Here is a 22600-nt window from a genome sequence, read left to right as displayed (position 1 = left end):
TACACCGCAATGGATGGTGCGGTGCAACATCGGAGCGTTTGCGGCAGGTCAACCGGGGCAGCAGGACGAAGCGCCGCCCTGGGGCAGGGATCAGTTCAACGCGCGGCGGCGTTGTGTTCCAGCCATTTCTGGACGGCGGGCCGCTGCCACTGCGCATCGGCGTAGGCGCGCAGCGTGTCGGGCAGATCGTCGTGCGCAAGGCGCTTGAGCATGACCGCCAGATCGGTATCGGCGATGCACCACGCATCGAACAGCGTCGTCTGGTCAACGCCGATCAGGTGATTGGCCACCTGGATCAGCTTGGCGGCGGCGGCATGGGCGGCGTCGGAAAGCGGCTGGCCCGTTTCGCCGTAGAACACGGTTTCGGTGGGGCGTTCCTGGCGCAGGGCGGCCAGGTCGCTGCGTAGCCAGGCCTGCAATTGGCGGGCGCGCGCGCGCTCATGGATGCCGGACGGAAACAGGGCTGCGTGGCCGGGCGCGGGGAAGGCTTCGTCCAGGTATTCGGCGATGACGCTGGATTCGGTCAGGTTGAAGTCCGCATGCGTCAAGGCCGGCACCCGGGCCGTGAGCGCGCGGCACTGGAAGGGCTGCATGCGCTGTTCGCCGGCGCTCAGGTCGATGGGGCGCACTTCGAAAGGCAACTGCTTTTCGGTCAGCGCCACGTAGACCGACATGGCGTACGGGCTGAGAAACAGGGAATCGACGTATAGCGTAATCGGGGCGCCCAAAGCTTGTCTCCGGTCAGGCGGGGTAACGAATGGTCAGGCTGCGCGCGGCTTCTGGTTTGCAAAGCGTAACGCAAGTGCAATACAGGCGTGTCGCGCGGGCGCGTCAGTCGACGATGAAGAGCTTGGCGCCGGTTGCGGTGGACGAGCGGTGCGGTTCGGCCTGATCGGCGACCTGATAGCTCATGCCGGGCGTCAGGACGAACTGGCGGCCGTCTTCCAGTTCGGTGTGCAGTTCGCCTTCCAGGCAGAACAGAATGTGGCCCTTGGTGCACCAGTGGTCAGCCAGGTATCCGGGGGTGTATTCCACCATGCGCACGCGCAGGTCGCCGAAATGGCGGGTCCGCCAGTAAGCCATGCCGGTATCGCCGGCGTGTTCGGTGCGTTCCACTTCGGACCAGTCGGTGGTACCGAAGGGGATGTTGCTCATCTTCATCGTGATTCCTGCAGGGTCGGTCCGCCCCCGAATCCGGGGCGAAAAACACATACTACGCCATTCAGGCGGCCAGCTTTTTCTGCCAGAACATGGCGCGGCCGGTCGCATCGTCCAGCGCATAGCCCTCGAAGCCCAGCTTGCGGTAAAGGCCCTGGGCGACGGTGTTGCCCTCCAGCACTTCCAGCGTGATCTTGCAGCAATCCATCTGGCGGGCGCGATCCTCCAGCGCCGCAAGCAGCGCCTTGCCCACGCCCTGGCCCTGAAACCGCGGCGACACCGCCAGGTCGTGCAGGTTCAGCAGCGGGCGGCAGGCAAAGGTGGAGAAGCCTTCCACGTAGATTGCGACGCCGGCGGCCTGGCCGTCGATGCGCGCCAGCAACGCGCGCACGGTCGGGCGGCGGGCAAGCTCGGGGATCAGGTTGGCCTGCGCATGGGCCGGCAAGGGCGTATTGCCGCCCATGGGGCCGCTGGCGTATTCGTTCAGCATGGCCAGCACCTGGCGGCCGTGGTCAGGGTCGTTGAAGTCGGCGTCGATGATTTCCAGCACGATCGGTCCTTTGGGGTAAGCCGCGCAAACCGACCATTATGCGCCTGGCCGCCAACTGCGCAATCGCATTGAAAAATCGGTCCATAACCCCTATCTTCTGGCTATTCAAGGCCGGATCCGGCTGTGCCGGACGCGGCCTCAACCCTCTACGTGAGCTGGACTATGGAGTTCAAGGACTACTACAGCATTCTCGGGGTGGAACAGGGCGCGTCCGACGACGACATCCGCAAGGCGTACCGCAAGCTCGCCCGCAAATATCACCCCGACGTCAGCAAGGAAAGCGACGCCGAAACCCGCATGCGCGACGTGAACGAAGCGTACGACGTGCTGCGCGACGCCGAAAAGCGCCAGGCCTACGACAATCTCGCGGCAGGCGTGTCGCCCGGCGGCGGCTTCCAGCCTCCGCCCGGCTGGGACGAAGGCTTCGAGTTCCACCGCGGCGCGGCGCCCGGCGACGAGGCGCAATTCAGCGAGTTCTTTTCGTCGCTCTTTGGCGGGCGGGGCGGCCGGCATGGCGCGCGGCAACAGGAATTCCGCGCGCGCGGCGAGGACCACCACGCCGCGATCGAGGTCGATCTGGAAGACGCGATCAAGGGCGCCACGCGCGACATCAGCCTGCGTTCCATGCAGATGGACGACCAGGGCCGCCCGCACATGCAAAGCCGCACGCTCAGCGTCAAGATTCCGGCAGGCGTGCGCGAAGGCCAGTACATCCGGCTGGCGGGGCAGGGCATGCCGGGCTACGGCGGCGGCGACAACGGCGACCTGTATCTGGAGGTGCGCTTCAAGCCGCATCCGCGCTACCGCGCCGAAGGACGCGATCTTTACATGACGCTGCCGGTTGCGCCCTGGGAAGCCGCCCTGGGCGCCAGTGTCAAGGCGCCCACGCCGGGCGGCACGGTCGAAGTGTCCGTGCCGCCCGGTTCCGGCAACGGCCGCAAGCTGCGGCTGCGCGGACGCGGCATCCCGGGCGACCCGCCGGGCGACCTGTACCTGGTCCTTGACCTGGTGCTGCCGCCCGCCGACAGCGACGCCGCCAAGGCCGCCTACCGCAAGCTGCAGCAGGACCTGCCCTTCAACCCGCGCCGCAACCTGGGGGTCTGAGCATGAAAAAGATAGTGATCACCAGCGCCACCGTCGTGGGCAAGTCGCAGCCGCTCAGCGCCGACGACCTGGCCCGCGCCTGCGGCGCCGAAGTGGAATGGGTGGCCCAGCTGGTCGAGGTCGGCATCGTCAACGCCAGCGGCAGCGGCCCCTCGGAATGGCGCTTCTACAGCGTGGACCTGCAGCGTGCTCTGCACGCGCGCCGGCTGGAGCACGACTTTGGCGCGGGCCTGGACGCCGTGGCCCTCATCCTGGACCTGAGCCAGGAGGTGCGCCGGCTGAAGTCGCAACTGCGGGCGTTGGGGGCGATGCCCTGAGCTCGCGGGCCACGCGGGCCACGCGATAGCGCGCGTGCGGCGATAGGTAAAATGGGCGCCCGCCGCACTACGTAGAAGCAATGAGCGCCTTGGAGACTCCCCCCAACGCCGCGCGCGCCCGGTCCGGCAGCGCGCGCATCGATGGACTGAAATCGTGTCTGCCGGTCATGATCGGCTACTTTCCGGTGGCCGTGACCTTCGGTATTGCCGGCGTCGCGGCCGGCCTGACGCCGCTGCAGGTCGTCCTGATTTCCGTGCTGGTCTACGCCGGCGCCAGCCAATTCCTGTTGCTGGCCTCCATCAAGGCGGGAACGCCCTGGCTCTGGGTGGTGGCGCTGTGCTCGCTGCTGAACGCGCGGCACCTGCTCTACGGCCCGCTGCTGTCCCGCTTCCTGCCCGCGGCGCTGCGCGATCGCCTGAAGGTCGCCTTCCTGCTGACCGACGAAGTCTTTGCCACCGCCTTCAACCGCCTGCAGGCCGTCGAACCCGGCCGCCGCCAGGGGTGGATGATTGCGCTGGGACTGGGCGCATGGCTGACCTGGATCGCCGGCACGGCCGTGGGTGTGTACGCCGGCGATGGCCTGGAGAAACACTATCCGATGCTGTCGCAGGTCATGCGTTTTGCGCTGCCGGCGCTGTTCATGGCGCTGGTGTGCCAGAGCGCGCGGCGCGGCATGGGATGGCCCATCCTGGCCGCCGTGGGCGGGGCCGGGCTGATTGCCGCGCTGGGATATACCAGCCTTGCCATCCTGGCCGGCGCGGTCATCGGCTGCGCCGCCTATCGCATGAAGAGGCCCGCATGAACACCCATGGCTTGGAATTCTGGGGCGCCGTCATCGCGATGGCGGTCATCACATACCTCACGCGCGCGCTGCCCTTCATGCTGTCCGAACGCAGCCGGCTGCTGCGGCGGCTGTCCCGCGAGGGCTCGGCTCTGTCTGCGCTGGGGCCGTCGCTGCTCGCGGGCATCGCGGCTGCCGTCATCGTGCCCGATCTGCTGGGCGCGGCGGACGACGCGGCCCGCATCGCGCCGTACGTGGGCGGGCTGGTCGTCACCGGCGTTGCCGCGCGCCTGGTCAGCAATACGGGGGTCGCGGTACTGCTTGGCATGGGCGGGTACGGGGTATTGCTGGCCTTGGCGGCCTAGCAAGCGCGCGAGGCGTCAGGCGGCGCCCTGGATGCGCGTTTGCAGATAATCGCGCCATGCGTCGGGGCGGCCCAGATAGCGGCTGGGTTCGAGCAACGTGAAAACGCCATCGCGCTCCAGCGCCAGCGTCGGAAAACCCGTGCCGCCCACCTGCGCCAGCAATCGGCGGCTGGCGGCAATATGTGCGGCCGTCTCGTCGCCCTCGGCCTTGCCGTAGGCGGCGTCGAAGGCGCCGGCGTCCAGTCCGATATCGGCAGCCAACTCGCGCAGCACGGCGGGGTCGGCGATGCGCAGGCCTTGAACGTAATGCGCGCGTTGGAGGCGGCGCAGCAGGTCCAGGCCGCGGCCCGCCAAGGTTTGCGCGGCCAGGATGGCGGTGGTGGGCGGTTCCGAATCGAACACGGCGCCGGTGTCGCGTAGCAGACCGTCGACGTAGTCCTTGCCGAACGGCTGGCCCGTCAGGCCGGCGATGCGTTCGTCGTGCGGCATGACATAGCGGCGCAAGGCGTCGGTGACCGGCTGGCGGTTGCTGCCCGTCATCATGCCGCCGCCATGGGGCTCGATGTGAAGGCCCGCAATGCCGCGGGCGGCCTCCACCAGCGGCGCGGCGCCATAGCACCAGCCACAAAGCGGATCGAAGATGTAATGCAGGGTGGGGGAAGCGGTAGTCATGGCGCCATCGTAGACGGCGCGGGGCGCGGGCGCATAGGCCTGCGCAGTACCCAGAGTGTTGCAGCGGCCGTGCAGATTGCCTGCACGGCCGGATTTCATCAGCCGGTGAACTGCACGCCGATCCAGAAAAGGCCGGCGGCCAGCAGCATCGAGGCGGGCAGGGTCAGCACCCACGCCAGCAGAATGTTGCGCACGGTGTTGCCCTGCAGTCCGGACTTGTTGGCGATCATGGTGCCCGCCACGCCGGAGGACAGCACGTGGGTCGTCGACACCGGCAGGCTGAAGACGTTGGCCAGCCCGATGGCGCCCACGGCGGTCAGCTGCGCCGACATGCCTTGCGCGTACGTCATGCCTTGCTTGCCGATCTTTTCTCCCACGGTCAGCACCACGCGGCGCCAGCCGACCATGGTGCCCGCGCCGAGCGCCAGCGCCACGGCCACGATTACCCACAGGGGCGCGTATTCGGTGGTGGCGGTCAGGTCCGCGCGCAGCCGTTGCAGGTCGGCGGCCTCGCGGGCGGGCAGCCCTTCCAGGCGGGCCACCTTCTTGGCGGTGTCGTCCAGGCACAGCAGGTAACGGCGCACGTCGATGCGCTTCTGCGCGGACAGGTCGGCGTAGTTGGACACGCCGTGCAGGTCTTTTTGCAGCGCCATGATGGTCGGCACCGTCAGCGTGGGATCGCAGCGGAAATTGGCCGGCAGTTGTTCCTGCATGTCGACGCGGCGCAGCGACAGGTAGTCGCCCAGCAGGGCCTCGTTGCGCTGGTAGAACACCAGCAGGTGGTTGGCCGCGTCGCGCGTGCGTTCGATCTGGTAGGTGGTGCTGTGGGTGTCCAGCACGAAATTGGCGGGCACGATGCCGATCAGCACCAGCATGATGAGGCCGATGCCCTTCTGCCCGTCGTTCGAGCCGTGCACGAAGCTCACGCCCATGGCCGACAGGACCAGCACCAGGCGGTTCCAGAATGGCGGGTGCTTCTTGTTGTCGATGGCGCGGCGCTGTTCGGGCGTCTTGTGCATCTTGGACAGCGGCAGCCAGCGCTTGAGCGCCAGCAGCAGCAACCCGGCCACGGCAAAGCCGGCGATGGGCGAGGCGACCAGCGACATGCCGATGTCGATGGCCTTGCCCCAGTTCACCCCTTCGCCCAGCGGCAGGTCGGTGATGAGCGCATTGGCCAGGCCCACGCCCAGGATCGAGCCGATCAGCGTATGCGAACTGGAGGCGGGAATGCCGAAGTACCAGGTGCCCAGGTTCCAGGCGATGGCCGCCGCCAGCATGGCGAACACCATCGCAAGCCCGCGGCCGGTATCGACATTGATCAGCAGTTCGACGGGCAGCAGATGGACGATGGCGTAGGCGACACCCACGCCGCCCAGCAACACGCCCAGAAAGTTGAAGATGCCGGACAGGACCACCGCCAGGTGGGGCGGCATGGCCTTGGTGTAGATGACGGTTGCCACGGCGTTCGCCGTGTCATGAAAGCCGTTGATGAATTCGAAGGCCAGGACGAATGTCAGGGCCAGCACAAGACTGAGGCCAACCCAAAGGTCTAGGCCGTGGAAGAGGTCGAACATGGGGGAGGGGGCGAGGTTCCGGCGAGAATGCCCCGATTATTGCAGATTTATGACCTGTCCCTGAATGAAGCGGCCCCCAAATCTTAGAACTTCGAATATTGGAATTCGATCTCCATGGGTTTGCCCAGATTGGCGGAGGTATCCGCCTGGATGACCATCACGGCCAGGATCCCGAGATACAGCAGGCAGAGCCAGAGTGTCCGTTTCATGGGCGGAATACCTCGGCGATCTTCTGATTGACGCGCAGCCACCCCAGCTCGCCCAGATGCTGCACGTCGCGCAGCGTGCCCACCTCGAAGGGCGCGTCATACATATCCATGCAGGTCATCGCGTAAGTCTGGCACAGGCCCGCGACCTGACGCTGGATCGGGTCGAACCGGTCCAGGTCCTTGAAGACCATGGGGTGCAGGGGCTGCATGACGAACAGCGCATTGACCTCGTGCTGGCGCAGCAGCGCCATCAGGGCGGCCAGTTCGCGCAGTTCGTCGCGCCCGGTCAGGGCTTGCGGCTGGTAGGCGGTCTTGCCGCCGGCGGGGATGGTGCGCAAATATTTGTTGAAAAATTCGTCGCGCACGGCATAGCGGTTGTCCGTCATCAGCGCCTGTTCGGCGGCCTGGGCTTCGGCGGCCAGCGCGTCCCAATCCACGACGCGGGCCGCCATCGCCGGGCCCTCGCGCTCCGGTTCGGGGGCGGGCGCGGCGTACGCCGGCGCCCACAGGCCCGCCAGGCGTTGGCGGAACACATACGCCTGTTCGGCCGCCATCGACCAGTACACGCCCGCGTCCGCCTTGGCGTCCAGCCAGCGCATGACCTCGGTCCGGCCATCGGGCTGGCGCAGCAGGCGCGGCAACAACGGGTTGGCGTGTTCCTTGAATTCGTCCGGTCCCAGTCCGCCGTCGCCATCAAACCAGCCGGGCGACAACATCACCACCACGCGCGAGGCCGGCGACAGGTCGTCGGCCAGCGCCGCCAGCACGAACTGCATGCCCAGCGACTGAAAACCCGAATGACCGTATGCCAGTACGGGCATCTGCAGTTCATCGGCCAGGAAGCGGTATGGCACGAAGCGCAGGTCGTTGCTGGTGAGCTCCGACGAGCCCAGGATCACCAGCCGGTCGCCCGTGCGCAGTGCCTGGCTGAGCCGCGACAGGTTGCGCGTCTGCTCGTCCAGCGTATTGCCCAGGTTGGGAATGTAGAGGCCCGGCGCGGCGGCGGGCACCGGTTCGGTCTTCAAGGCCAGCGTGTGCAGGGCCGCCCAGCCGGCCACGGCCGCGGCGGACAGGGCCAGCGCCGCGGCAAGCGCGTGCTGCCGGAGAGTGCGTTTAAACATGGAAAACCTGAAAATGCGCCGCGCCGCGATATTGGGCCGGGATTGTTAGCGGATGTTATCCAGCGTCCATGACGCGAACAAGCGCGGGAAACCCTGGGCGTCGGGCGGTTTCCCCTTTTTGCGACACTTGGAGCCGCCGCCCTCGCCGCATGCCGCCCTACAGAATGCGATAGCATCGTTGTCGCGCGGCCGTCCGGCAAGCCACGGCGGCCGCGCTGCCTGCCGCCGCCGCGGCGCTTCATTGCCGGATTCCCCGCTACGCCATGACCCACATTGCCCGCATCGCCCGCAGCCACCCCGACGAACTCATCGTGGGCCTGGTGTCCATTTCCGACCGCGCCTCCACCGGCGCCTACCAGGACCAAGGACTGCCCGCGCTGCGCGAGTGGCTGGGCGGGGCGCTGGCCTCGCCGTGGCAGGCGGTCGACCGGCTGATTCCCGACGAGCCGGCCCGCATCTCCGAGACCCTGATCGAGCTGGTCGACGGCTGCGGCTGCGATCTCGTCCTGACGACCGGCGGCACCGGCCCGGCGCGGCGCGACGTCACGCCCGAGGCCACGCTGGCCGTCGGCACCAAGGAAATGCCCGGTTTTGGCGAACAGATGCGCCAGATCAGCCTGCGCTTCGTGCCCACGGCCATCCTGTCGCGTCAGGTGGCCGTCATCCGCGAAACGGAAGGCCATGCCGCCCTGATCGTGAACCTTCCCGGCCAGCCCAAGTCCATCCGCGAGACACTGGAAGGCTTGAAGGGCGATGACGGCGCCGTGCTGGTGCCCGGCATCTTCGCCGCCATCCCGTACTGCATCGACCTCATCGGCGGTCCCTACGCCGAGACGCGTCCCGAGGTCATCGCGGCGTTCCGCCCCAAGTCCGCCCGCCGCCCGCAGAAGGCGTGACGCCGCCTCGGCCGGGCGTTGCCGGGCCAAGGCGTCAAAAGACCGTGCGGTATAGTTGGCCGCCCCGATCAATCCCTACCGACCGAGAGTTTCCATCGTCATGAAGGCTCGTATCATCCTGTCCCTTACCGTCCTGGCTGCCCTGTCCGCCTGCGCGAACGTCAAAGACGTCCGCGACCGCGAGCCCGTCTTTTACGGCTCGACCGCGCGCACCGCCCAGGACTACACGCAATGCGTGGCGGACGCCTGGAAGGGGCTGGGCGTCAACTTCGAACAGAAGCCGGTGCGCAATGGTTACGAGCTCATCCTGCACGGCAGCCTGGGCGTCGAGGCCGTCATGACGACGACCCACTGGCAGGGCAAGACCGAGACCCGCCTGTCCACGCGCATCGCCCGCCGCGACCAGACCATCATCGAACCGGCCAACCTGTGCCTGTAAGCCCCATGTTCGAACGCCGCGACGTCCTGCGCGCCGGGCTGGCCGCGGCCAGCCTGTGCCTGGCCTGGCCCGCGAGGGCGCAGCAGGGCAGCTACATCAGCCGCAAGCTCGACGCCCGAGTGCCGGGCGGGGTGGCCGTCCTGACGCTGGGCGACGCGGCTAGCGCGCCCGAGGTCACCTACCAGGACCGGCGCGTGCTGGTCGTGCGGGAACAGGGCAAGCAGTGGATCGCCGTGGTCGGCATTCCGCTCAGCGTGAAGCCGGGCCAGGAACATGTCCAGGTCAAGGACGCCGCCGGCACGCGCCAGGTGGCCTTCTCGGTGGGCGCCAAGGATTACGTCGCCCAGCACATCACGCTCAAGAACCGGCGCCAGGTGGATCCGAACCCGGACGATCTCAAGCGCATCGAACGCGAGCTGGCCGAGCAGATCGAGGCCTACCGCGGCTTTCGTGCCGGCGTCACGCCCAGCAACCTGATCCTGGACCGGCCCGTCAACGGCGGACGCCTGTCCAGCCCGTTCGGCCTGCGCCGCTTCTTCAACGGCCAGGAACGCAATCCCCATTCAGGCCTGGATTTCGCCGTGCCGGCCGGAACGCCCATCAAGGCGCCGGCTGCCGGGGTGGTGGTGCTGGTGGGGGATTACTTCTTCAATGGCAAGACGGTGTTCCTGGATCATGGCCAGGGATTGATCAGCATGTTCTGCCACATGTCGGCCGTCGACGTGAAAGTCGGCGACGAGGTGCCGCGCGGCGGCGTGGTGGGCAAGGTGGGCGCGACCGGGCGGGCGACAGGCCCGCACCTGCACTGGAACGTCAGCCTGAACGATGCGCGCATCGATCCGGCGATCTTCATTGGGGCGTTCAAGCCCTGACCAACGATGGGATTGGGGGGCAGGCCGGGTTCAGGCCTGCTCTGCCGCCAGCGCGATGCGCTTGAGCACGTATTGGTGCATGCGCTCGGCGTATTCCATCTGCTGCTGCACGCTGCGTTGGCCGGCTTCCTGGTCGTCCAGGCAGTTGTCGTATTTGGTCTTGGCTTCGGCGTAGGTCAGGCCGGTGTTGCGCAGGCTGTTGATGAAGGCCTCGCGCGACTGGCGCAGCAGGCGCAGGCCTTCCTCGCCCTTCGCGAATCTTCTTCGCGCAAGGGCAAGCTGGTCTGCGGCGGCTTGCAATTCTTCTTTCAGGTCCATCGTGCTTCGTGCGTATCCGGCCTGGCGTTGCGCCAGGCGAGGGAGCGCCATTCTTTCATGAACGGGCGTTCCACGCATTACGGCAGAACGCGAATCGGGCTTTAGGATTCGCGAAAAGTAGGTGCCGGGCGCCGGCATGAAGCCGGCCCGGGCGGCCGGCTTAGCGGCGGTACTGCTGAGGACGATGCGGGGCGGGAGCGCGTTCGTCCTTGTGGCGGAAGTTGATCCGGCCCTTGGTCAGGTCATACGGCGACATTTCCAGGGTGACGCGATCGCCCGCGAGGATGCGGATGCGGTGCTTGCGGATACGGCCGGATGCGTAGGCGCCGACTTCGATGCCGTTGTCCAGTTTGACGCGGTAGCGGCTATCGGGCAGCACTTCGTCAACGATGCCATCCAATTCGATGAGTTCTTCTTTAGCCATGCTCTACTCCTTGATCAAAACGCGCAGCCATGCCGGCGGCATGAGGCGCCGCGCAAGGCGGCAAGCGCGTCGGACTCGGATAAACCGGTCCAGCGGTTTGAACGCAAAAAAACGTTCGGGCAAGCGTGGGTATGGGCCACGGCATCCGAAGGGATGTCTGAAATGGCGGATACTCGCGCCCTGAGGTAAGTGCGCGCGGTGCGCGCCGGGGTCGCGGCGTGGGTGCTGCGGGCACCTGGCCGGAAGAAGCGGGGTTGCAGCGGTTGCGGCAACGCCTGGCGCCACGAGGACTGCAGCGGCGTGCTGGGCAGTGACGGGGGGCGCCCAATAAAAAACCGGATCTCGTTCGCGTCGCTGACGTTCATTCAGTAGCGCCCTTTGGTGGGCGCTACAGGTTGGCACGCAGGATGACCGAAGTCCGGTTTTTGCGGAAAAATCACGCTCTTATGTTACTGCAAAGCGGGCGGTTTAGCCAGCTTTTATGCTAGATCGGCCCGTGATAGTTGCGCTTGAACGACTCTAGCGCCGGGGGATGCGGCGCTGGTATTCGGCCTCCCAGGCGGCATTGGCCGACCAGAACGGGCCCGGATCGCGGCCGGCCAGCCGGGCCGCGAGCACGTTCAGATGCGTGTGCCAGCCGCCCGCCACGTCGACCATGTCGTCCCGGGTGGCAAGTTTGCGGTGGGTGAGGACGAGCAGGGCGGAATCCGCTTTTGGGGACAGTTCGAACATCACCTCGGATGGCGCGCCCGCGGATCCGCCCCAGGTGTAACTCAAGAGGTGCGGCGGTTCGCACCGGGTGATGAGGCCTTGCGTGGTGAGGCCTTCTTCGTAGGGCTTGTAGGCCTCGGGCGTCGGTTCGCGCACGGAGGACAGGTCGGCATGCAGGAACCGCAGCGTGACGCCGCCCCCTTCCATCAGGTCCATGTCGCCTGAAGCCAGCCACTGGCCGCGCTTGTCGGATTCGGTCAGCCAGGCCCACACCTCGTCCACGCTGGCCGGCAGCGTGCGCGTGAAACGCAGGGTGGTGGGGTCCAGTACGACGCCAAAGTCGCTCATATCAGTCTCCTGTGAAGTCCGGAGCCGGACGTGGGTTCATCTTCCGTGTGAAAAGGTCAGTGGCGGCACCTGCGGATCGTGCTCGGGCGCTTCGTCCATGGCGCCGGGATGCTGGGGCAGCGCATCCGTGATGTCGTACCACGGCGCCTTGCTGGCGACGTGGTAATGCGCCTCGGGCTTGACGCCCGGATCGTCGTCCAGCGGGCCCAGCGGCAGGCCGTAGACGTCGGGCGTCTGGTCAAAGCGGCTGAGCAGGGGCGTGCCGCAGGCCTCGCAGAAGCCCCGGTAGTTGCCGGGCGACGAGGCGTACCAGGTCACGTGGTCTTCCCCCTGGGTCCACGCAAAATCCTTGGACTGGACCGTTGCACGGCTGCGGAAGGCCGCGCCATGCGTCTTGCGGCACATCACGCAATGGCAGTTCAGGGCATCGGTGAGCGGACCGTTGATCTCGTAGGCGACACGGCCGCAGAGGCAGGAACCTTTGATCATGATGAGCGCCAGGCAGGTTGGGGGAATAACCCCAATATACCCGCGGCGCCGGGCGTCGGCTCCCGCTTTTGCGCCGGATGTCTTTCAGATCGTTGCTGCGTCGGGGTTCCCGCCGGATGCCGGGCAACGCGCGGCATCTGGGCCGGGCAGCGGTCAGGCGGCGCGCTGTGCCGCCTGCAGCGCCTGGAACGCGGGCAGGGCCAGGAGGGCCGCCAGCCGTGCCGCGTCAATGTCCGCCTGCGTCACCGCGGCGCGCGGCATCAGGAAGTTGACGGTGCCCAGGCACGCGCCGCCATAGACGACGGGCACGTTGATGACGGATTTCAAGCCCAGTTCGCGGATGGCGTCGTGGTCGTTGAAGAACTCGCGGATGGCGTCCTCGCCCTGGCCGACGAACACCTGCTGCTCCAGCAGGACGTGCCGGCCCCAGGCCGTGCCGGTCTTGTCCTTGCTCCCGCCCGGCGGGTAGGCCTGCGGGTTCGAGCTATACAGCCGCACCACGCGCATGGCGCTGGCGTCGTAACGATTCACGGTGCACAGCGTGTGCGCGAGGGCGAGGCCGGCGTAGGCATCGATGGCCTGAAAGGCCGCCTGCGCATTGCCCTGCGCGTACGCCTGGCCGATGGCTTGCACGCCCGTGGCGGCCGGGCTGAGGGCGCTGTCCGTCATTCCGCGGTGATGCCCAGTTCTTTGATCAACTTGCCGTACTTGTCGGCGTCGCGCGCCAGGATCTGGCCGAACTGCTCGGGCGTGGTGTCGGTCAGCAGCACGCCCATGTCGCCCATCTTCTTGATGACATCGGGCCGCTTCAGAATCACGTTGATCTCGCGGTTCAGCCGGGCCGTCAGTTCGGGCGGCATGCCGGCCGGGCCAAACGCGCCATACCAGACCGCCAATTCATAGCCCGGCAGCGTTTCGGCCACGGTGGGCACATCGGGCAGCAGCGGCGAGCGCTGTTCTTCCGTGACGGCCAGCAGCTTGAGCTTGCCCGACTGCACGTGCGGCAGCGTCTGCGTGCCGGCGCTGAAGAGCACCTGCGTGCGCCCGGCCACGGTGTCCAGCACCGCAGGCGCGCCGCCGCGGTAGGGGATGTGCATCATCTTCACGCCGGCGGCCTTCTCGAACAGGACGGCGCTCAGGTGGTTGGTGGAGCCCTGGCCCGCCGAGGCGTAGGCCACGTTGTCGGGATTGGCCTTCGCGTAGGCGATGAATTCCTTCAGGTTCGAGGCCGGCACCGACGGATGCACCACCATCGTGTTGGTCACGAGGGCCAGCTCGGCGATCGGCGTGAAGTCCTTCACGCCGTCGAACGGCATGTTGGAATAGAGCGCCTGGTTCATCGTGTGGGTGCTCATCGAGCCCACCAGGAGCGTGTAGCCGTCCGGCTTGGCGCGGGCGACGAACGCCGTGCCGATGTTGCCGGACGCGCCCGAACGGTTTTCGACGATCACGGGCTGGCCCAGCGACTGCGTCAGTCCTTCGGACAACACGCGCGCCAGGATGTCCGTGGAGCCGCCGGCAGCCCACGGCACGACCAGCGTGATGGGCTTTTCGGGCCACGCGGCCTGCGAAAGCGCGGGCGCGGCGATCGCCAGTCCCAGCGCGAACGTGCGCAGCAGTCGTTTGAGTTGCAGTGTCATGGTGTTTACCCCTTGCGTAGTGTCCGGCTTCTGAGAGCCGGTCGAAAGAAAAAGTGATTTAGCGGCCGACGGCGTATCCCTGCATGCCACGGGGATTGGCGGCGGCGCGCAGCAGCAGGCGTCCGCCCGCGGCGGGTTCGCGCGTGCAGGCGCTGATGCGGCCTTCGGACCAGTCCGGTCCTACCTTGACGTCGTGACCGGCCTCGCGCAGCGCATCCAGCGTGGCCGCGGGCATGCGCGACTCCACCGTCAGCCGGTTCAGCGTCAGCGCGCGCGGCCAGAACGAGCCTGGAAAGTGATCGATATGCCAGGACGGCGCCTCGATCGCCGCCTGCAGGTTCATGCCCATGGCGTGCCGCAGGAAGAACGCGACGGTCCATTGGTCCTGCTGGTCGCCGCCCGGCGTGCCGAACGCCATGTAAGGCTGGCCGTCGCGCAGCGCAAGGCCGGGCGACAGCGTGGTGCAGGGGCGCTTGCCCGGCTGCAACTGGCCCGGCACGCCATCGTCCAGCCAGGTCATCTGCAGGCGCGTCGTGAGCGAAAAGCCCAGCGCGGGCACCACGGGACTTGACGACAGCCAGCCGCCCGACGGCGTGGCGGCCACCATGTTGCCGTCGCGGTCGATGACGTCGATCTGGCAGGTGTCGCCCACGAACAATTCGCGCGAGGCCCATTCGTCGACGGGCGGCAACGCCGCGAAGGTCGGTTCGCCCACGCCGTAGCGCGTGTCCGAGGCGGCCAGTGTGCGGATGGCGGCGTCCAGGTCGGGCAGGCGCGGCGGCAGGCCGCCCGGACTGCCGGGTTGCAGGGTGTGGCAGGCGCGGTCGCCGATGGTGGCGGCGCGCGCCCGCGCGTAGTCGTCGCTCAGCAGCGCCGCCAGCGGCACCTGCGCGTGATCGGGATCGCCATACCAGGCGGTGCGGTCGGCAAACGCCAGCTTGGCGGCTTCGGCCACGCGGTGCACGAACTGCGGGGACAGCGGGTCCAGCTTGTCCACGTCCAGGTGGCGCAGCATCGCCAGCTGTTGCAGATGCACCGGGCCTTGCGACCAGACGCCGCATTTGGCGACCGTGTAGCGGCCATATTGCGTGGTCAGCGGTTCGTCGTAGGTGGCGCGCCAATCGGCCAGGTCGGCCGTGCGCAGCAGCCCGCGGTTGCGCTGGCCGGTGGTGTCCAGCGCGGCCTCGTTGGTGTAGAAACTGTCGATCGCATCGGCGACGAACCCCCGGTACCACACGTCCAGCGCCGCATCGATGCGGCCGCGCCGGTCGGTGCTGGCGGCGTGCGCTTCGTCCAGGATGCGGGTGTAGGTGGCCGCGATGGCCGGCGTGCGGAACAGCGCGTCGGGGGCGGGCACGCGGCCGCCGGGCAGCCAGACCTCGCCCGAGCTTTTCCATTCGTCGCGAAACAGCGCCTGCACGGCCAGGATCGCCTGCGAGATCCGCGGGACCAGCGGAAAGCCGTCGCGCGCATAGTCGATGGCTGGCCGCAGCACGTCCGCCAGCTCCCATGTGCCGTAATCGCGCAGCAGCGTCAGCCAGGCGCCGAACGCGCCCGGCACCGTGGCGGGCAGCAGGCCGATTCCGGGTACGAGGTCCACACCCAGCTCGCGGAAGTAGGCGGGGGTCGCCAGCGCGGGCGCCGGGCCTTGGCCGCACAGCGCGCGCATGCGCTGCTCGCGTTCGCTCCAGATCAGGATGGGGACTTCACCGCCCGGCCCGTTCAGGTGCGGCTCCACGATCTGCAGCATGAATCCGCCGGCCACGGCCGCGTCGTACGCGTTGCCCCCGCGCTCCAGCACGCTCATGGCCACTTGCGAGGCCAGCCAGTGCGTGGACGAAACCACGCCGTACGTGCCGCGTATTTCAGGTCGGGTGGTGAAGGACGGATTCATCGCGGGATACCGGGAGGGCAGGAAATGATGCGTGCAGTATAGGACCCAGAAATAACTGGTTTTATCTTTGTGGGCATAATTGCATAACCAAATGGTTATCTGGGAAACGCCATGAGCCGCGACGCCGTCCGACTTGCCAACCGCCTGAAGCACCGGCACCTGATGCTGCTGGTCAATATCGACCGCCATAAATCGCTGACGCGGGTCGCCGCGCAGACGGGCATCAGCCAGCCCGCGGTCACCAAGTCCCTGGCCGAGCTGGAGGACATCTTCGGCGCGCCCCTGTTCCTGCGCACGGGCAGCGGCCTGCAGCCCACCCAGCTGGGCAATCTGGCGCTGGTGCGGGCGCGTCACATGCTCAGCGATCTGGATCTGTGGGAGCGCGAAGTCGAGGCCTTGCAGGCCGGGCGCTCCGCGCACCTGCACGTGGGCGTGGTGCCGTACGTGTCCAGCGCCTTGCTCACCGCCGCCATCAGCCAATTGCACCAGCGCCACGGCGTAACCCTTAGCCTGCACCGCGCCACGACCGATCATCTGGTGCCGATGCTGCGCCAGCACGAGCTGGACTGCATCATCAGCCGCGCCACGTCCACGGTGATGCACGAAGACCTGATTCATCGCGTGCTGTACCGCCAACGGCCCCGCCTGGTCGCGCACGGGCGGCTGGCCCAGCGGCTGGCGCGGCGCAAGCCCGACTGGGCCGCGGTGGCGGCGCTGGATTGGGTGCTGCCGGCGGCCAATACGCCCACGCGGCAACTGATCGTCGAACACTTCATCCGTGCCGGGCTGCAGCCGCCGTCGCCCGTGCTGGAGGCCTATTCGACGGATGTGATCGAGGGCATCCTGTCGCAGAACGAATCGTCGATTTCGGTGGTGCCCGAAGACATCGCGCGCGAACTTTGCCAGCGGGGCAGGCTGGGCATGGTGCCGTGGGAGTTTGGCTGGGAGCTGCCGCCGATCAACCTGATCCGGAGGAAGCGCGAACAGGCGTTGACGGCCGAGTCGCAGTTTTCCGACATCCTGCTGGACCTCTGCGCAAACGCGGCAGCACCCGTGCCTGCGCAGGCCTGACCTGCATGGGCGGCGCAAGCCTGTCTGGCAAGACATGCACATGTCCTAGGCGCAAAAACGTCGCTTCCCGCCACAGACGAAGTAGCCGGCATCTGGTTAAATGGCTGAAAGGCCACACGGCCCCGGGCAAGCCGCTGCCTTTTGCCGCTTGCCCTTCCAATTCACGGAGCCCCAGATGGCACGATTCAATTTCACCCAGGACCTCGAAGAACCCGATCTGTGGGCGGCGGAAAACGTCCCCGCCGGCGAGGGCCGGCCCCCCATCCACGTCATGATCCAGACTGACGGTGAAGAGCCCGATGCGGGCGCATCCAAGGTGGTCAAGGGCATCCTGGACAACCTGGACGACCAGATTCTGGCCGCGGCCGACTTCCTGCTCGACAACTATTCGTACGAGCACTGCAAAAAGCTGGGCATCGAAGACGACCAGCTCCTGGCCGAAGAAACGGCCGAAGCCATGGCGGAAAAAGCCGTGCTGCGCGCGCTGTGGCTGTTCGACGAAGACGGCGACGGCTACGAACTCTGGTTCACGCTGCCCTGGGACCCGGTGCACACCTACGACGTCGAGTTCGAGGACGGCGCGCCCGTGTCCTGCTCGGTAAACGACTGACTAAACGACTGACGCCACCCGGCCAGCCGGGGCAAGGTCAGCGCGGCAGTTCGTACCGCGTCGCCAGGCTTTGCCCCAGCGATTCGTCGTACTTGTAGCGCACCTTCAACGGCTTGCCCCGCAAGATGGTTCGCGCTGGCACGTTCTCCAGCGCCACCTCCACCTCCTTGTCCACGAACTCGCCGCAGTCCGTGTCGGCCCTTTCGCCGTCGGGAATGTCGGCGGCTTTGACTTTCAGCTTGAACAGCACCTGCGTCAGCGCCGTGCCGTCGGTCCGGAACTGCCGGTAGGTGGTGGGAAAGGTGGAGACCGTGCCCGTCAGGTCGCAGGAAATGCGGGTCCAGGCATGCGCAGGGGGGATGCAGGCGAACAGGCCGGCGGCAAGCGCCGCTGCCGCGCGGGGCGAGAACAGAAGATTCATGGCGTGCGGGGCCGGGCGAGGCGCCCATGCGCGCCTCGCCGGTGCGTGACGAAAAGGGCTTTTATGTTGCGCCCGGCACTCGCGCCGGTCAAGCGGGCGCGCACCATTGAAAACGGGCCGTTACGGCCCGTTTTTTCATGCGTTCTGGCTGGCGGTCCGCGCCGGTTGCGGGGTCGCGTCCACGGTTCCGGAAACCGTCTCGCCGGCAATCTCGGCGTCCGTATCCGCGGGCAGATCCTCCTCGTTGCCTTCCAGCTTGGCGATCACGGCCGTGGCCAAACTGTTGCCTACCACGTTCGTGGCGGTGCGGCCCATGTCGAAGAACTGGTCGATGCCCATGATGAGCAGCAGGCCGGCTTCGGGCAGGTGGAACATCGGCAGCGTCGCGGCCACCACCACCAGCGAGGCGCGCGCCACGCCGGCCATGCCCTTGCTCGTCACCATCAGCACCAGCAGCAGGGTGAGCTGCTGCGTGAAACTCATCTCGATGTTGTAGGCCTGGGCGATGAACAGCACCGCGAACGACTGGTACATCATCGAGCCGTCAAGGTTGAACGAGTAACCCAGCGGCAGCACGAATCCGGAAATGCGCTTGGACACGCCGAACCGCGCCAGCGCCTCGATCGTCTTGGGGTAGGCCGATTCGCTGCTCGCGGTCGAGAACGCCAGCAGGGTCGGCTCCTTGATGAGGCCGCCCAGACGGAACGTGGACTTGCCCAGGAACAGGTAACCGACGCCGAACAGAATCGCCCACAAAAGGGCCAGGCCCAGATAGAACTCACCGATCAGCTTGCCGTAGCTGATCAGTACGCCCAGGCCTTCGGTCGTGATGGCGGCGGCCATCGCGGCGAACACGCCCAGCGGCGCAAAACGCATCACGTAGTCGGTGACGCGGAACATGATCTTGGCCAGCTCGTCGATCATGTTGTAGATCGTGTTGTGGCCCTTGCCGCGGATGAACGACAGTGCGGCGCCGAAGAACAGCGAGAACACCAGGATCTGCAGGATCTCGTTGTTGGCCATCGCTTCGGCGATGCTCTTGGGAAAGACGTGCGCAATGAACGCCTTGAGCGTGAAATCGCCCGTCTTCAGGCCCGATGTCAGCCCCGCGTCTGGAATCGCCAGGTTCATGTGCGCGCCGGGCTGGAAGATGTTGACCAGCGCGAGGCCCAGCAACAGCGAGATCGCCGAGGCGGCGATGAACCAGATCATGGCGCGCATGCCGATGCGGCCCACCGCACTGGCGTCGCTCATGCTGGCCAGGCCGGTCACCAGGGTGGCGAACACGAGCGGCGCGATGATCATCTTGATCATGCGCAGGAAGATGTCGGTGACAAGGCTGAAGTACGAGGCGATGTGCGCCGCCTCTTGCTGGTTCTGCGCGAACTTGTTGCAGAAGTAGCCCACCACGATGCCCAGCACCATGGCGATGCCGATATAACGCGTCAGCTTCTTAGTGTTCATGTTGAATACGGGAAAACGGGAGCCGCCGCTTGGGCCGTGGGGCCAGGTCCGCCGGCATGAAGGCGGGGGCAGGCGGTCCGGTAACGGACATGCCAGGGCTCCGGGTGCTGCTCGGGTTAACCCTGGGGCGCGATGTTAACGCCGCCAACCTGACAGTCAGTTGTCAGTTTAGGGACGGATCAGCCATGCCAGAATGCCCCTTCCGGTCTCATCAAGACAGGCCGGGCGCCACCTGGGAACCCGCCCCGAGCGGGGCGACATGGGAGACAAAGCAATGCCGAATCGCGAATTGTCCGTACTGGCTTCCGGCTACACCTATCTGGAAGGACTGCGCTGGCACGAAAACCGGCTGTGGGCCTCGGACTTCTATACCGGGCAGGTCATCACGGTGACGCTGCAAGGCGCCGTGGACCGTGTCTGCCTGGTGCCCCAGCAGCCCTCCGGCCTGGGCTGGCTGCCCGATGGCCGCCTGCTGATCGCCTCCATGAAAGACCGCAAGCTGCTACGCCGCGAGGCGGACGGCACGCTATCGGTCCACGCGGACCTCTCCGCGTTGACCGGCGGCCCCATCAACGACATGGTGGTGGACGCGCAGGGCAGGGCGTATGTGGGCAACTTCGGGTTCGACATCATGGCGGGCGAACCGGTCCGCACGACCACGCTGGTGCGCGTGGACCCGGACGGCGTGGCGCAGGTGGTGGCGGACGGGCTGTGCTTTCCCAACGGGTCGTTCATTACGCCCGACGGCAAGACGCTGATCGTCAACGAGACCTTCGCAAACCGCATTTCCGAATTCGACATCGAGCCCAATGGCGTGCTGGGCCCGCGCCGCGACTGGGCCAACTTCGGCGAGCTGCCGGCGAGCGACGACCTGGCCACGCTGATCGCCGCGTCAAAGATCGCCCCGGACGGCGGCGCACTGGACGAAGAAGGCGCGCTGTGGGTGGGCGATGCCATCGGCAAGCGCATCGTGCGGGTCGAACGGGGCGGCAGGATCCTGGAACAGATCGACACCGGCGAGTTCGGCATCTTCGCGGCCGCGCTGGGTGGTCCCGACGGCAGGACGCTCTTCATGGCGGCAGCGCCGGATTTCGTCGAAGCCAATCGCCGGGCCAAACCCCAGGCCCGCATCCTGATGACCCAGGTGGATGTGCCGCACGCGGGCAGGCCGTAGGCCACAGCCCTAGGGCACAAGCGGGGCGGAAAAGGCCTGGCGTGCCGGACTTCTGGTCCGCATGGACGAGATCGCAAGGCGGGATATCAGCCGTCCCGCCCCTTGCGGTATCACCTGAATGGATAGGATACCGGCCGTTGCAAGACCTTTCTTCGATTCCCCCGTAAAATCACGCCATTCAGCAAGGCTTCAACCATCTCTCAATAGACAGTACCTAAGGAGGACCACTCATGGCCCTAGTCTCCATGCGCCAGTTGCTCGACCACGCCGCCGAGCACGGCTACGGCATTCCGGCTTTCAACGTCAACAACCTGGAACAGGTCCAGGCCATCATGGAAGCCGCGGCGGAGACCGACAGCCCGGTGATCATGCAGGCCTCGGCCGGCGCGCGCAAATATGCGGGCGAAGGCTTCCTCAAGTACCTGATCCAGGCCGCCGTTGAGTCCTACCCGCACATTCCCGTGGTCATGCACCAGGATCACGGCCAGTCGCCCAAGATCTGCCAGGGCGCGATCGACCTGGGCTTCTCCAGCGTCATGATGGACGGCTCGCTGAAGGAAGACGGCAAGACCATCGCCGACTACGACTACAACGTCGAAGTCACCAAGAAGGTGGTCGACATCGCGCACAAGCTGGGCGTGACCGTCGAAGGCGAACTGGGCTGCCTGGGCTCGCTGGAAACCATGGAAGGCGACAAGGAAGACGGCCACGGCGCCGACGGCAAGCTGACCATGGATCAGCTGCTGACCGACCCGGAACAAGCCGCCGACTTCGTGCGCCGCACGCAACTGGACGCCCTGGCGATTGCCATCGGCACCAGCCACGGCGCCTACAAGTTCACGCGCAAGCCCACTGGCGACATCCTGTCGATCTCCCGCATCAAGGAAATCCACGCCCGCCTGCCCAACACCCACCTGGTGATGCACGGCAGCTCCAGCGTGCCGCAGGAACTGCTGGCCGAAATCCGTGAATTCGGCGGCAACATGAAGGAAACCTACGGCGTGCCCGTCGAGGAAATCCAGGAAGCCATCAAGTACGGCGTGCGCAAGATCAATATCGACACCGATATCCGTCTGGCCATGACCGGCGCGATCCGCCGCTTCTTCGCCGAGAACCCCGAAAAATTCGACCCGCGCGAATACCTCAAGCCCGCCCGCGCCGCCGCCAAGGCAATCTGTGTCGCTCGCTACACGGAATTCGGCACCGCCGGCAACGCCAGCAAGATCAAGCCGCTGCCGCTGACCGAAATTGCCGCGCAATACGCGTCGGGCAAGCTGTCGCAAGTGGTGCAGTAAGGTCCCCGCCGGCGCCGCCTTCCCTGTGAAGGCGGCTCAGGCAAAAAAGGGCTGGTCCGCGAGGGCCAGCCCTTTTGTTTTGTGGACGTGTTGCGCGCCGCTTATGCCGGGGAATTGCGCCCAAAGCTCGGCACCGTCCGGTCCACGTGGTGCCACGATGGCGCCGAGTCCGTCCACAGGCTCACCTTGGAATGAAAGGCCTCGGGATCGTCCAGCGACCCCGCGCGGACCACCTCATAGCCCATGCCTTCCGAGCCGCCGAACAGCGGCGTCCCACAGGACGGGCAGAAGCTGCGCATGACGGTGTGGCCGGAGTCGCCCTGGTAGCGGTGCTCCTTGGGTTGGCCGCGCAGCAGCGTGACGGCGCCGGCGGGAAAGATCAGGGCGTGGGCTGGAGCGCCGCCGCTGGAATACTGGCAGTCCCGGCAATGGCAGGTCGCCGCGGTGATGGGCTCGTCCGTGAGGGCGTAGCGGATGGCGCCGCACTGGCAGCCGCCTGTCATGTGCACCTGCGCGTCGGCGTGGGGCATGCGCTTGGGGGAAGCATCCTGCATACGACTCTGTCTCCGGACGGGTTGCGCCGTGACGCCCGGGGGCGGCCGGCGCGAATTATGGATGGGGATCAAAGCCTAACCCGGGGTCTGGCCTGCGGCAAGGTGAACTTATTTGCAGTAATCTATGC

At 66.7% G+C, this 22600-nt stretch carries 28 protein-coding genes; 11 read left to right on the top strand and 17 right to left on the bottom strand.

Going from position 1 to position 22600, the window contains the following annotated elements; translation table 11 throughout:
• Positions 1-95: 95 nt before the first annotated feature.
• The 3 genes from yfcF to QEP15_RS19340 form a co-directional block, all read right to left on the bottom strand.
• Positions 96-728 carry a glutathione transferase gene (yfcF, locus tag QEP15_RS19350; protein ID WP_062838772.1) on the bottom strand — a complete coding sequence of 211 codons (633 nt, stop codon included), beginning with the start codon at positions 726-728 and terminating at the stop codon, positions 96-98.
• A gap of 103 nt (positions 729-831) precedes the next feature.
• A complete protein-coding gene (locus QEP15_RS19345; protein ID WP_056326667.1) occupies positions 832-1161 on the bottom strand; it encodes a DHCW motif cupin fold protein in 330 nt (109 codons plus the stop codon).
• A 61-nt stretch (positions 1162-1222) separates the two neighbouring features.
• Entirely contained in the window at positions 1223-1708 is a 486-nt protein-coding gene (locus tag QEP15_RS19340) for a GNAT family N-acetyltransferase (RefSeq protein ID WP_062838773.1), read from the bottom strand.
• 162 nt (positions 1709-1870) lie between these two features.
• On the opposite strand from QEP15_RS19340, the gene QEP15_RS19335 reads away from it, so the two are divergent.
• From QEP15_RS19335 to QEP15_RS19320, 4 genes are all read left to right on the top strand, one after another.
• The gene (locus QEP15_RS19335) at positions 1871-2812 is read left to right on the top strand and encodes a DnaJ C-terminal domain-containing protein (RefSeq protein WP_056326672.1); all 942 of its coding nucleotides are present in this window, start codon (positions 1871-1873) and stop codon (positions 2810-2812) included.
• Positions 2813-2814: 2 nt separating this feature from the next.
• On the top strand, positions 2815-3129 hold the full coding sequence (locus QEP15_RS19330; RefSeq protein ID WP_056326673.1) for a chaperone modulator CbpM: 315 nt from the start codon (positions 2815-2817) through the stop codon (positions 3127-3129).
• Positions 3130-3209: 80 nt separating this feature from the next.
• On the top strand, positions 3210-3932 hold the full coding sequence (locus QEP15_RS19325; protein WP_425285961.1) for an AzlC family ABC transporter permease: 723 nt from the start codon (positions 3210-3212) through the stop codon (positions 3930-3932).
• Positions 3929-4276: an AzlD domain-containing protein gene (locus QEP15_RS19320; protein WP_280147880.1), complete on the top strand. Its 348-nt coding sequence runs from the start codon at positions 3929-3931 to the stop codon at positions 4274-4276. The genes QEP15_RS19325 and QEP15_RS19320 overlap by 4 nt, the downstream gene beginning before the upstream one ends.
• Before the next feature lie 15 nt (positions 4277-4291).
• Here the strand turns inward: QEP15_RS19320 and QEP15_RS19315 are convergent, their stop codons facing one another.
• The 4 genes from QEP15_RS19315 to QEP15_RS19300 all read right to left on the bottom strand — a co-directional run bounded on the left by QEP15_RS19315 (position 4292) and on the right by QEP15_RS19300 (position 7852).
• Positions 4292-4948, bottom strand: a complete 657-nt coding sequence (locus QEP15_RS19315; RefSeq protein WP_280147879.1) for a DsbA family protein — start codon at positions 4946-4948, stop codon at positions 4292-4294.
• Positions 4949-5046: 98 nt separating this feature from the next.
• Positions 5047-6522 carry an inorganic phosphate transporter gene (locus QEP15_RS19310; RefSeq protein WP_056326677.1) on the bottom strand — a complete coding sequence of 492 codons (1476 nt, stop codon included), beginning with the start codon at positions 6520-6522 and terminating at the stop codon, positions 5047-5049.
• 83 nt (positions 6523-6605) lie between these two features.
• Positions 6606-6731, bottom strand: a complete 126-nt coding sequence (locus QEP15_RS19305; protein ID WP_255357224.1) for a hypothetical protein — start codon at positions 6729-6731, stop codon at positions 6606-6608.
• On the bottom strand, positions 6728-7852 hold the full coding sequence (locus QEP15_RS19300; RefSeq protein WP_280147878.1) for a D-alanyl-lipoteichoic acid biosynthesis protein DltD: 1125 nt from the start codon (positions 7850-7852) through the stop codon (positions 6728-6730). Before QEP15_RS19300 ends, QEP15_RS19305 begins: the two co-directional genes overlap by 4 nt.
• A gap of 263 nt (positions 7853-8115) precedes the next feature.
• On the opposite strand from QEP15_RS19300, the gene mog reads away from it, so the two are divergent.
• The 3 genes from mog (at position 8116) to QEP15_RS19285 (ending at position 10059) form a co-directional block, all read left to right on the top strand.
• Entirely contained in the window at positions 8116-8748 is a 633-nt protein-coding gene (mog, locus tag QEP15_RS19295) for a molybdopterin adenylyltransferase (protein WP_280147877.1), read from the top strand.
• A gap of 100 nt (positions 8749-8848) precedes the next feature.
• Positions 8849-9187: a hypothetical protein gene (locus QEP15_RS19290; protein WP_062838779.1), complete on the top strand. Its 339-nt coding sequence runs from the start codon at positions 8849-8851 to the stop codon at positions 9185-9187.
• Positions 9188-9192: 5 nt separating this feature from the next.
• Positions 9193-10059, top strand: coding sequence for a peptidoglycan DD-metalloendopeptidase family protein (locus QEP15_RS19285; protein ID WP_142053819.1), 867 nt, complete (start codon positions 9193-9195; stop codon positions 10057-10059).
• 30 nt (positions 10060-10089) lie between these two features.
• Here QEP15_RS19285 and QEP15_RS19280 read toward each other — a convergent pair whose 3' ends face one another.
• The 7 genes from QEP15_RS19280 to QEP15_RS19250 form a co-directional block, all read right to left on the bottom strand.
• Positions 10090-10377 carry a hypothetical protein gene (locus QEP15_RS19280; protein ID WP_056326690.1) on the bottom strand — a complete coding sequence of 96 codons (288 nt, stop codon included), beginning with the start codon at positions 10375-10377 and terminating at the stop codon, positions 10090-10092.
• A 160-nt stretch (positions 10378-10537) separates the two neighbouring features.
• Positions 10538-10801, bottom strand: a complete 264-nt coding sequence (infA, locus tag QEP15_RS19275) for a translation initiation factor IF-1 (RefSeq protein ID WP_006221179.1) — start codon at positions 10799-10801, stop codon at positions 10538-10540.
• Between the two features lie 519 nt (positions 10802-11320).
• Positions 11321-11860, bottom strand: coding sequence for an SRPBCC family protein (locus QEP15_RS19270; protein ID WP_056326692.1), 540 nt, complete (start codon positions 11858-11860; stop codon positions 11321-11323).
• Between the two features lie 36 nt (positions 11861-11896).
• Positions 11897-12349 (bottom strand): GFA family protein, encoded by a 453-nt coding sequence (locus tag QEP15_RS19265; protein ID WP_056326694.1) that lies wholly within the window; start codon positions 12347-12349, stop codon positions 11897-11899.
• 153 nt (positions 12350-12502) lie between these two features.
• Positions 12503-13018: a GAF domain-containing protein gene (locus tag QEP15_RS19260; RefSeq protein ID WP_152382281.1), complete on the bottom strand. Its 516-nt coding sequence runs from the start codon at positions 13016-13018 to the stop codon at positions 12503-12505.
• On the bottom strand, positions 13015-13989 hold the full coding sequence (locus QEP15_RS19255) for a Bug family tripartite tricarboxylate transporter substrate binding protein (RefSeq protein ID WP_152382280.1): 975 nt from the start codon (positions 13987-13989) through the stop codon (positions 13015-13017). The genes QEP15_RS19260 and QEP15_RS19255 overlap by 4 nt, the downstream gene beginning before the upstream one ends.
• A gap of 58 nt (positions 13990-14047) precedes the next feature.
• Positions 14048-15883 carry a gamma-glutamyltransferase family protein gene (locus QEP15_RS19250; protein WP_280147876.1) on the bottom strand — a complete coding sequence of 612 codons (1836 nt, stop codon included), beginning with the start codon at positions 15881-15883 and terminating at the stop codon, positions 14048-14050.
• 111 nt (positions 15884-15994) lie between these two features.
• Between QEP15_RS19250 and QEP15_RS19245 the strand changes: the two genes are divergently transcribed.
• Positions 15995-16954, top strand: a complete 960-nt coding sequence (locus QEP15_RS19245; RefSeq protein WP_175155103.1) for a LysR family transcriptional regulator — start codon at positions 15995-15997, stop codon at positions 16952-16954.
• 175 nt (positions 16955-17129) lie between these two features.
• Positions 17130-17564, top strand: a complete 435-nt coding sequence (locus QEP15_RS19240) for a hypothetical protein (protein ID WP_056326704.1) — start codon at positions 17130-17132, stop codon at positions 17562-17564.
• A 37-nt stretch (positions 17565-17601) separates the two neighbouring features.
• Here QEP15_RS19240 and QEP15_RS19235 read toward each other — a convergent pair whose 3' ends face one another.
• Together QEP15_RS19235 and QEP15_RS19230 are read right to left on the bottom strand one after the other, a co-directional pair.
• The gene (locus QEP15_RS19235; RefSeq protein WP_056326706.1) at positions 17602-17985 is read right to left on the bottom strand and encodes a hypothetical protein; all 384 of its coding nucleotides are present in this window, start codon (positions 17983-17985) and stop codon (positions 17602-17604) included.
• Between the two features lie 135 nt (positions 17986-18120).
• On the bottom strand, positions 18121-19449 hold the full coding sequence (locus tag QEP15_RS19230) for a dicarboxylate/amino acid:cation symporter (RefSeq protein WP_180098098.1): 1329 nt from the start codon (positions 19447-19449) through the stop codon (positions 18121-18123).
• Between the two features lie 274 nt (positions 19450-19723).
• On the opposite strand from QEP15_RS19230, the gene QEP15_RS19225 reads away from it, so the two are divergent.
• Positions 19724-20623, top strand: a complete 900-nt coding sequence (locus tag QEP15_RS19225; RefSeq protein WP_280147875.1) for an SMP-30/gluconolactonase/LRE family protein — start codon at positions 19724-19726, stop codon at positions 20621-20623.
• Positions 20624-20853: 230 nt separating this feature from the next.
• Positions 20854-21918 (top strand): class II fructose-bisphosphate aldolase, encoded by a 1065-nt coding sequence (gene fba, locus QEP15_RS19220; protein ID WP_056326713.1) that lies wholly within the window; start codon positions 20854-20856, stop codon positions 21916-21918.
• 101 nt (positions 21919-22019) lie between these two features.
• On the opposite strand, the gene QEP15_RS19215 is transcribed toward fba, so the two are convergent.
• The gene (locus QEP15_RS19215) at positions 22020-22472 is read right to left on the bottom strand and encodes a GFA family protein (RefSeq protein ID WP_062841696.1); all 453 of its coding nucleotides are present in this window, start codon (positions 22470-22472) and stop codon (positions 22020-22022) included.
• Between the last annotated feature and the right edge of the window lie 128 nt (positions 22473-22600).

This window comes from Achromobacter mucicolens (genome assembly GCF_029866465.1).
GTDB lineage: Bacteria > Pseudomonadota > Gammaproteobacteria > Burkholderiales > Burkholderiaceae_B > Achromobacter > Achromobacter mucicolens.
The sequence above is the reverse complement of the archived record's forward strand: the minus strand, read 5'-3'. Positions and strand labels throughout refer to the sequence as shown.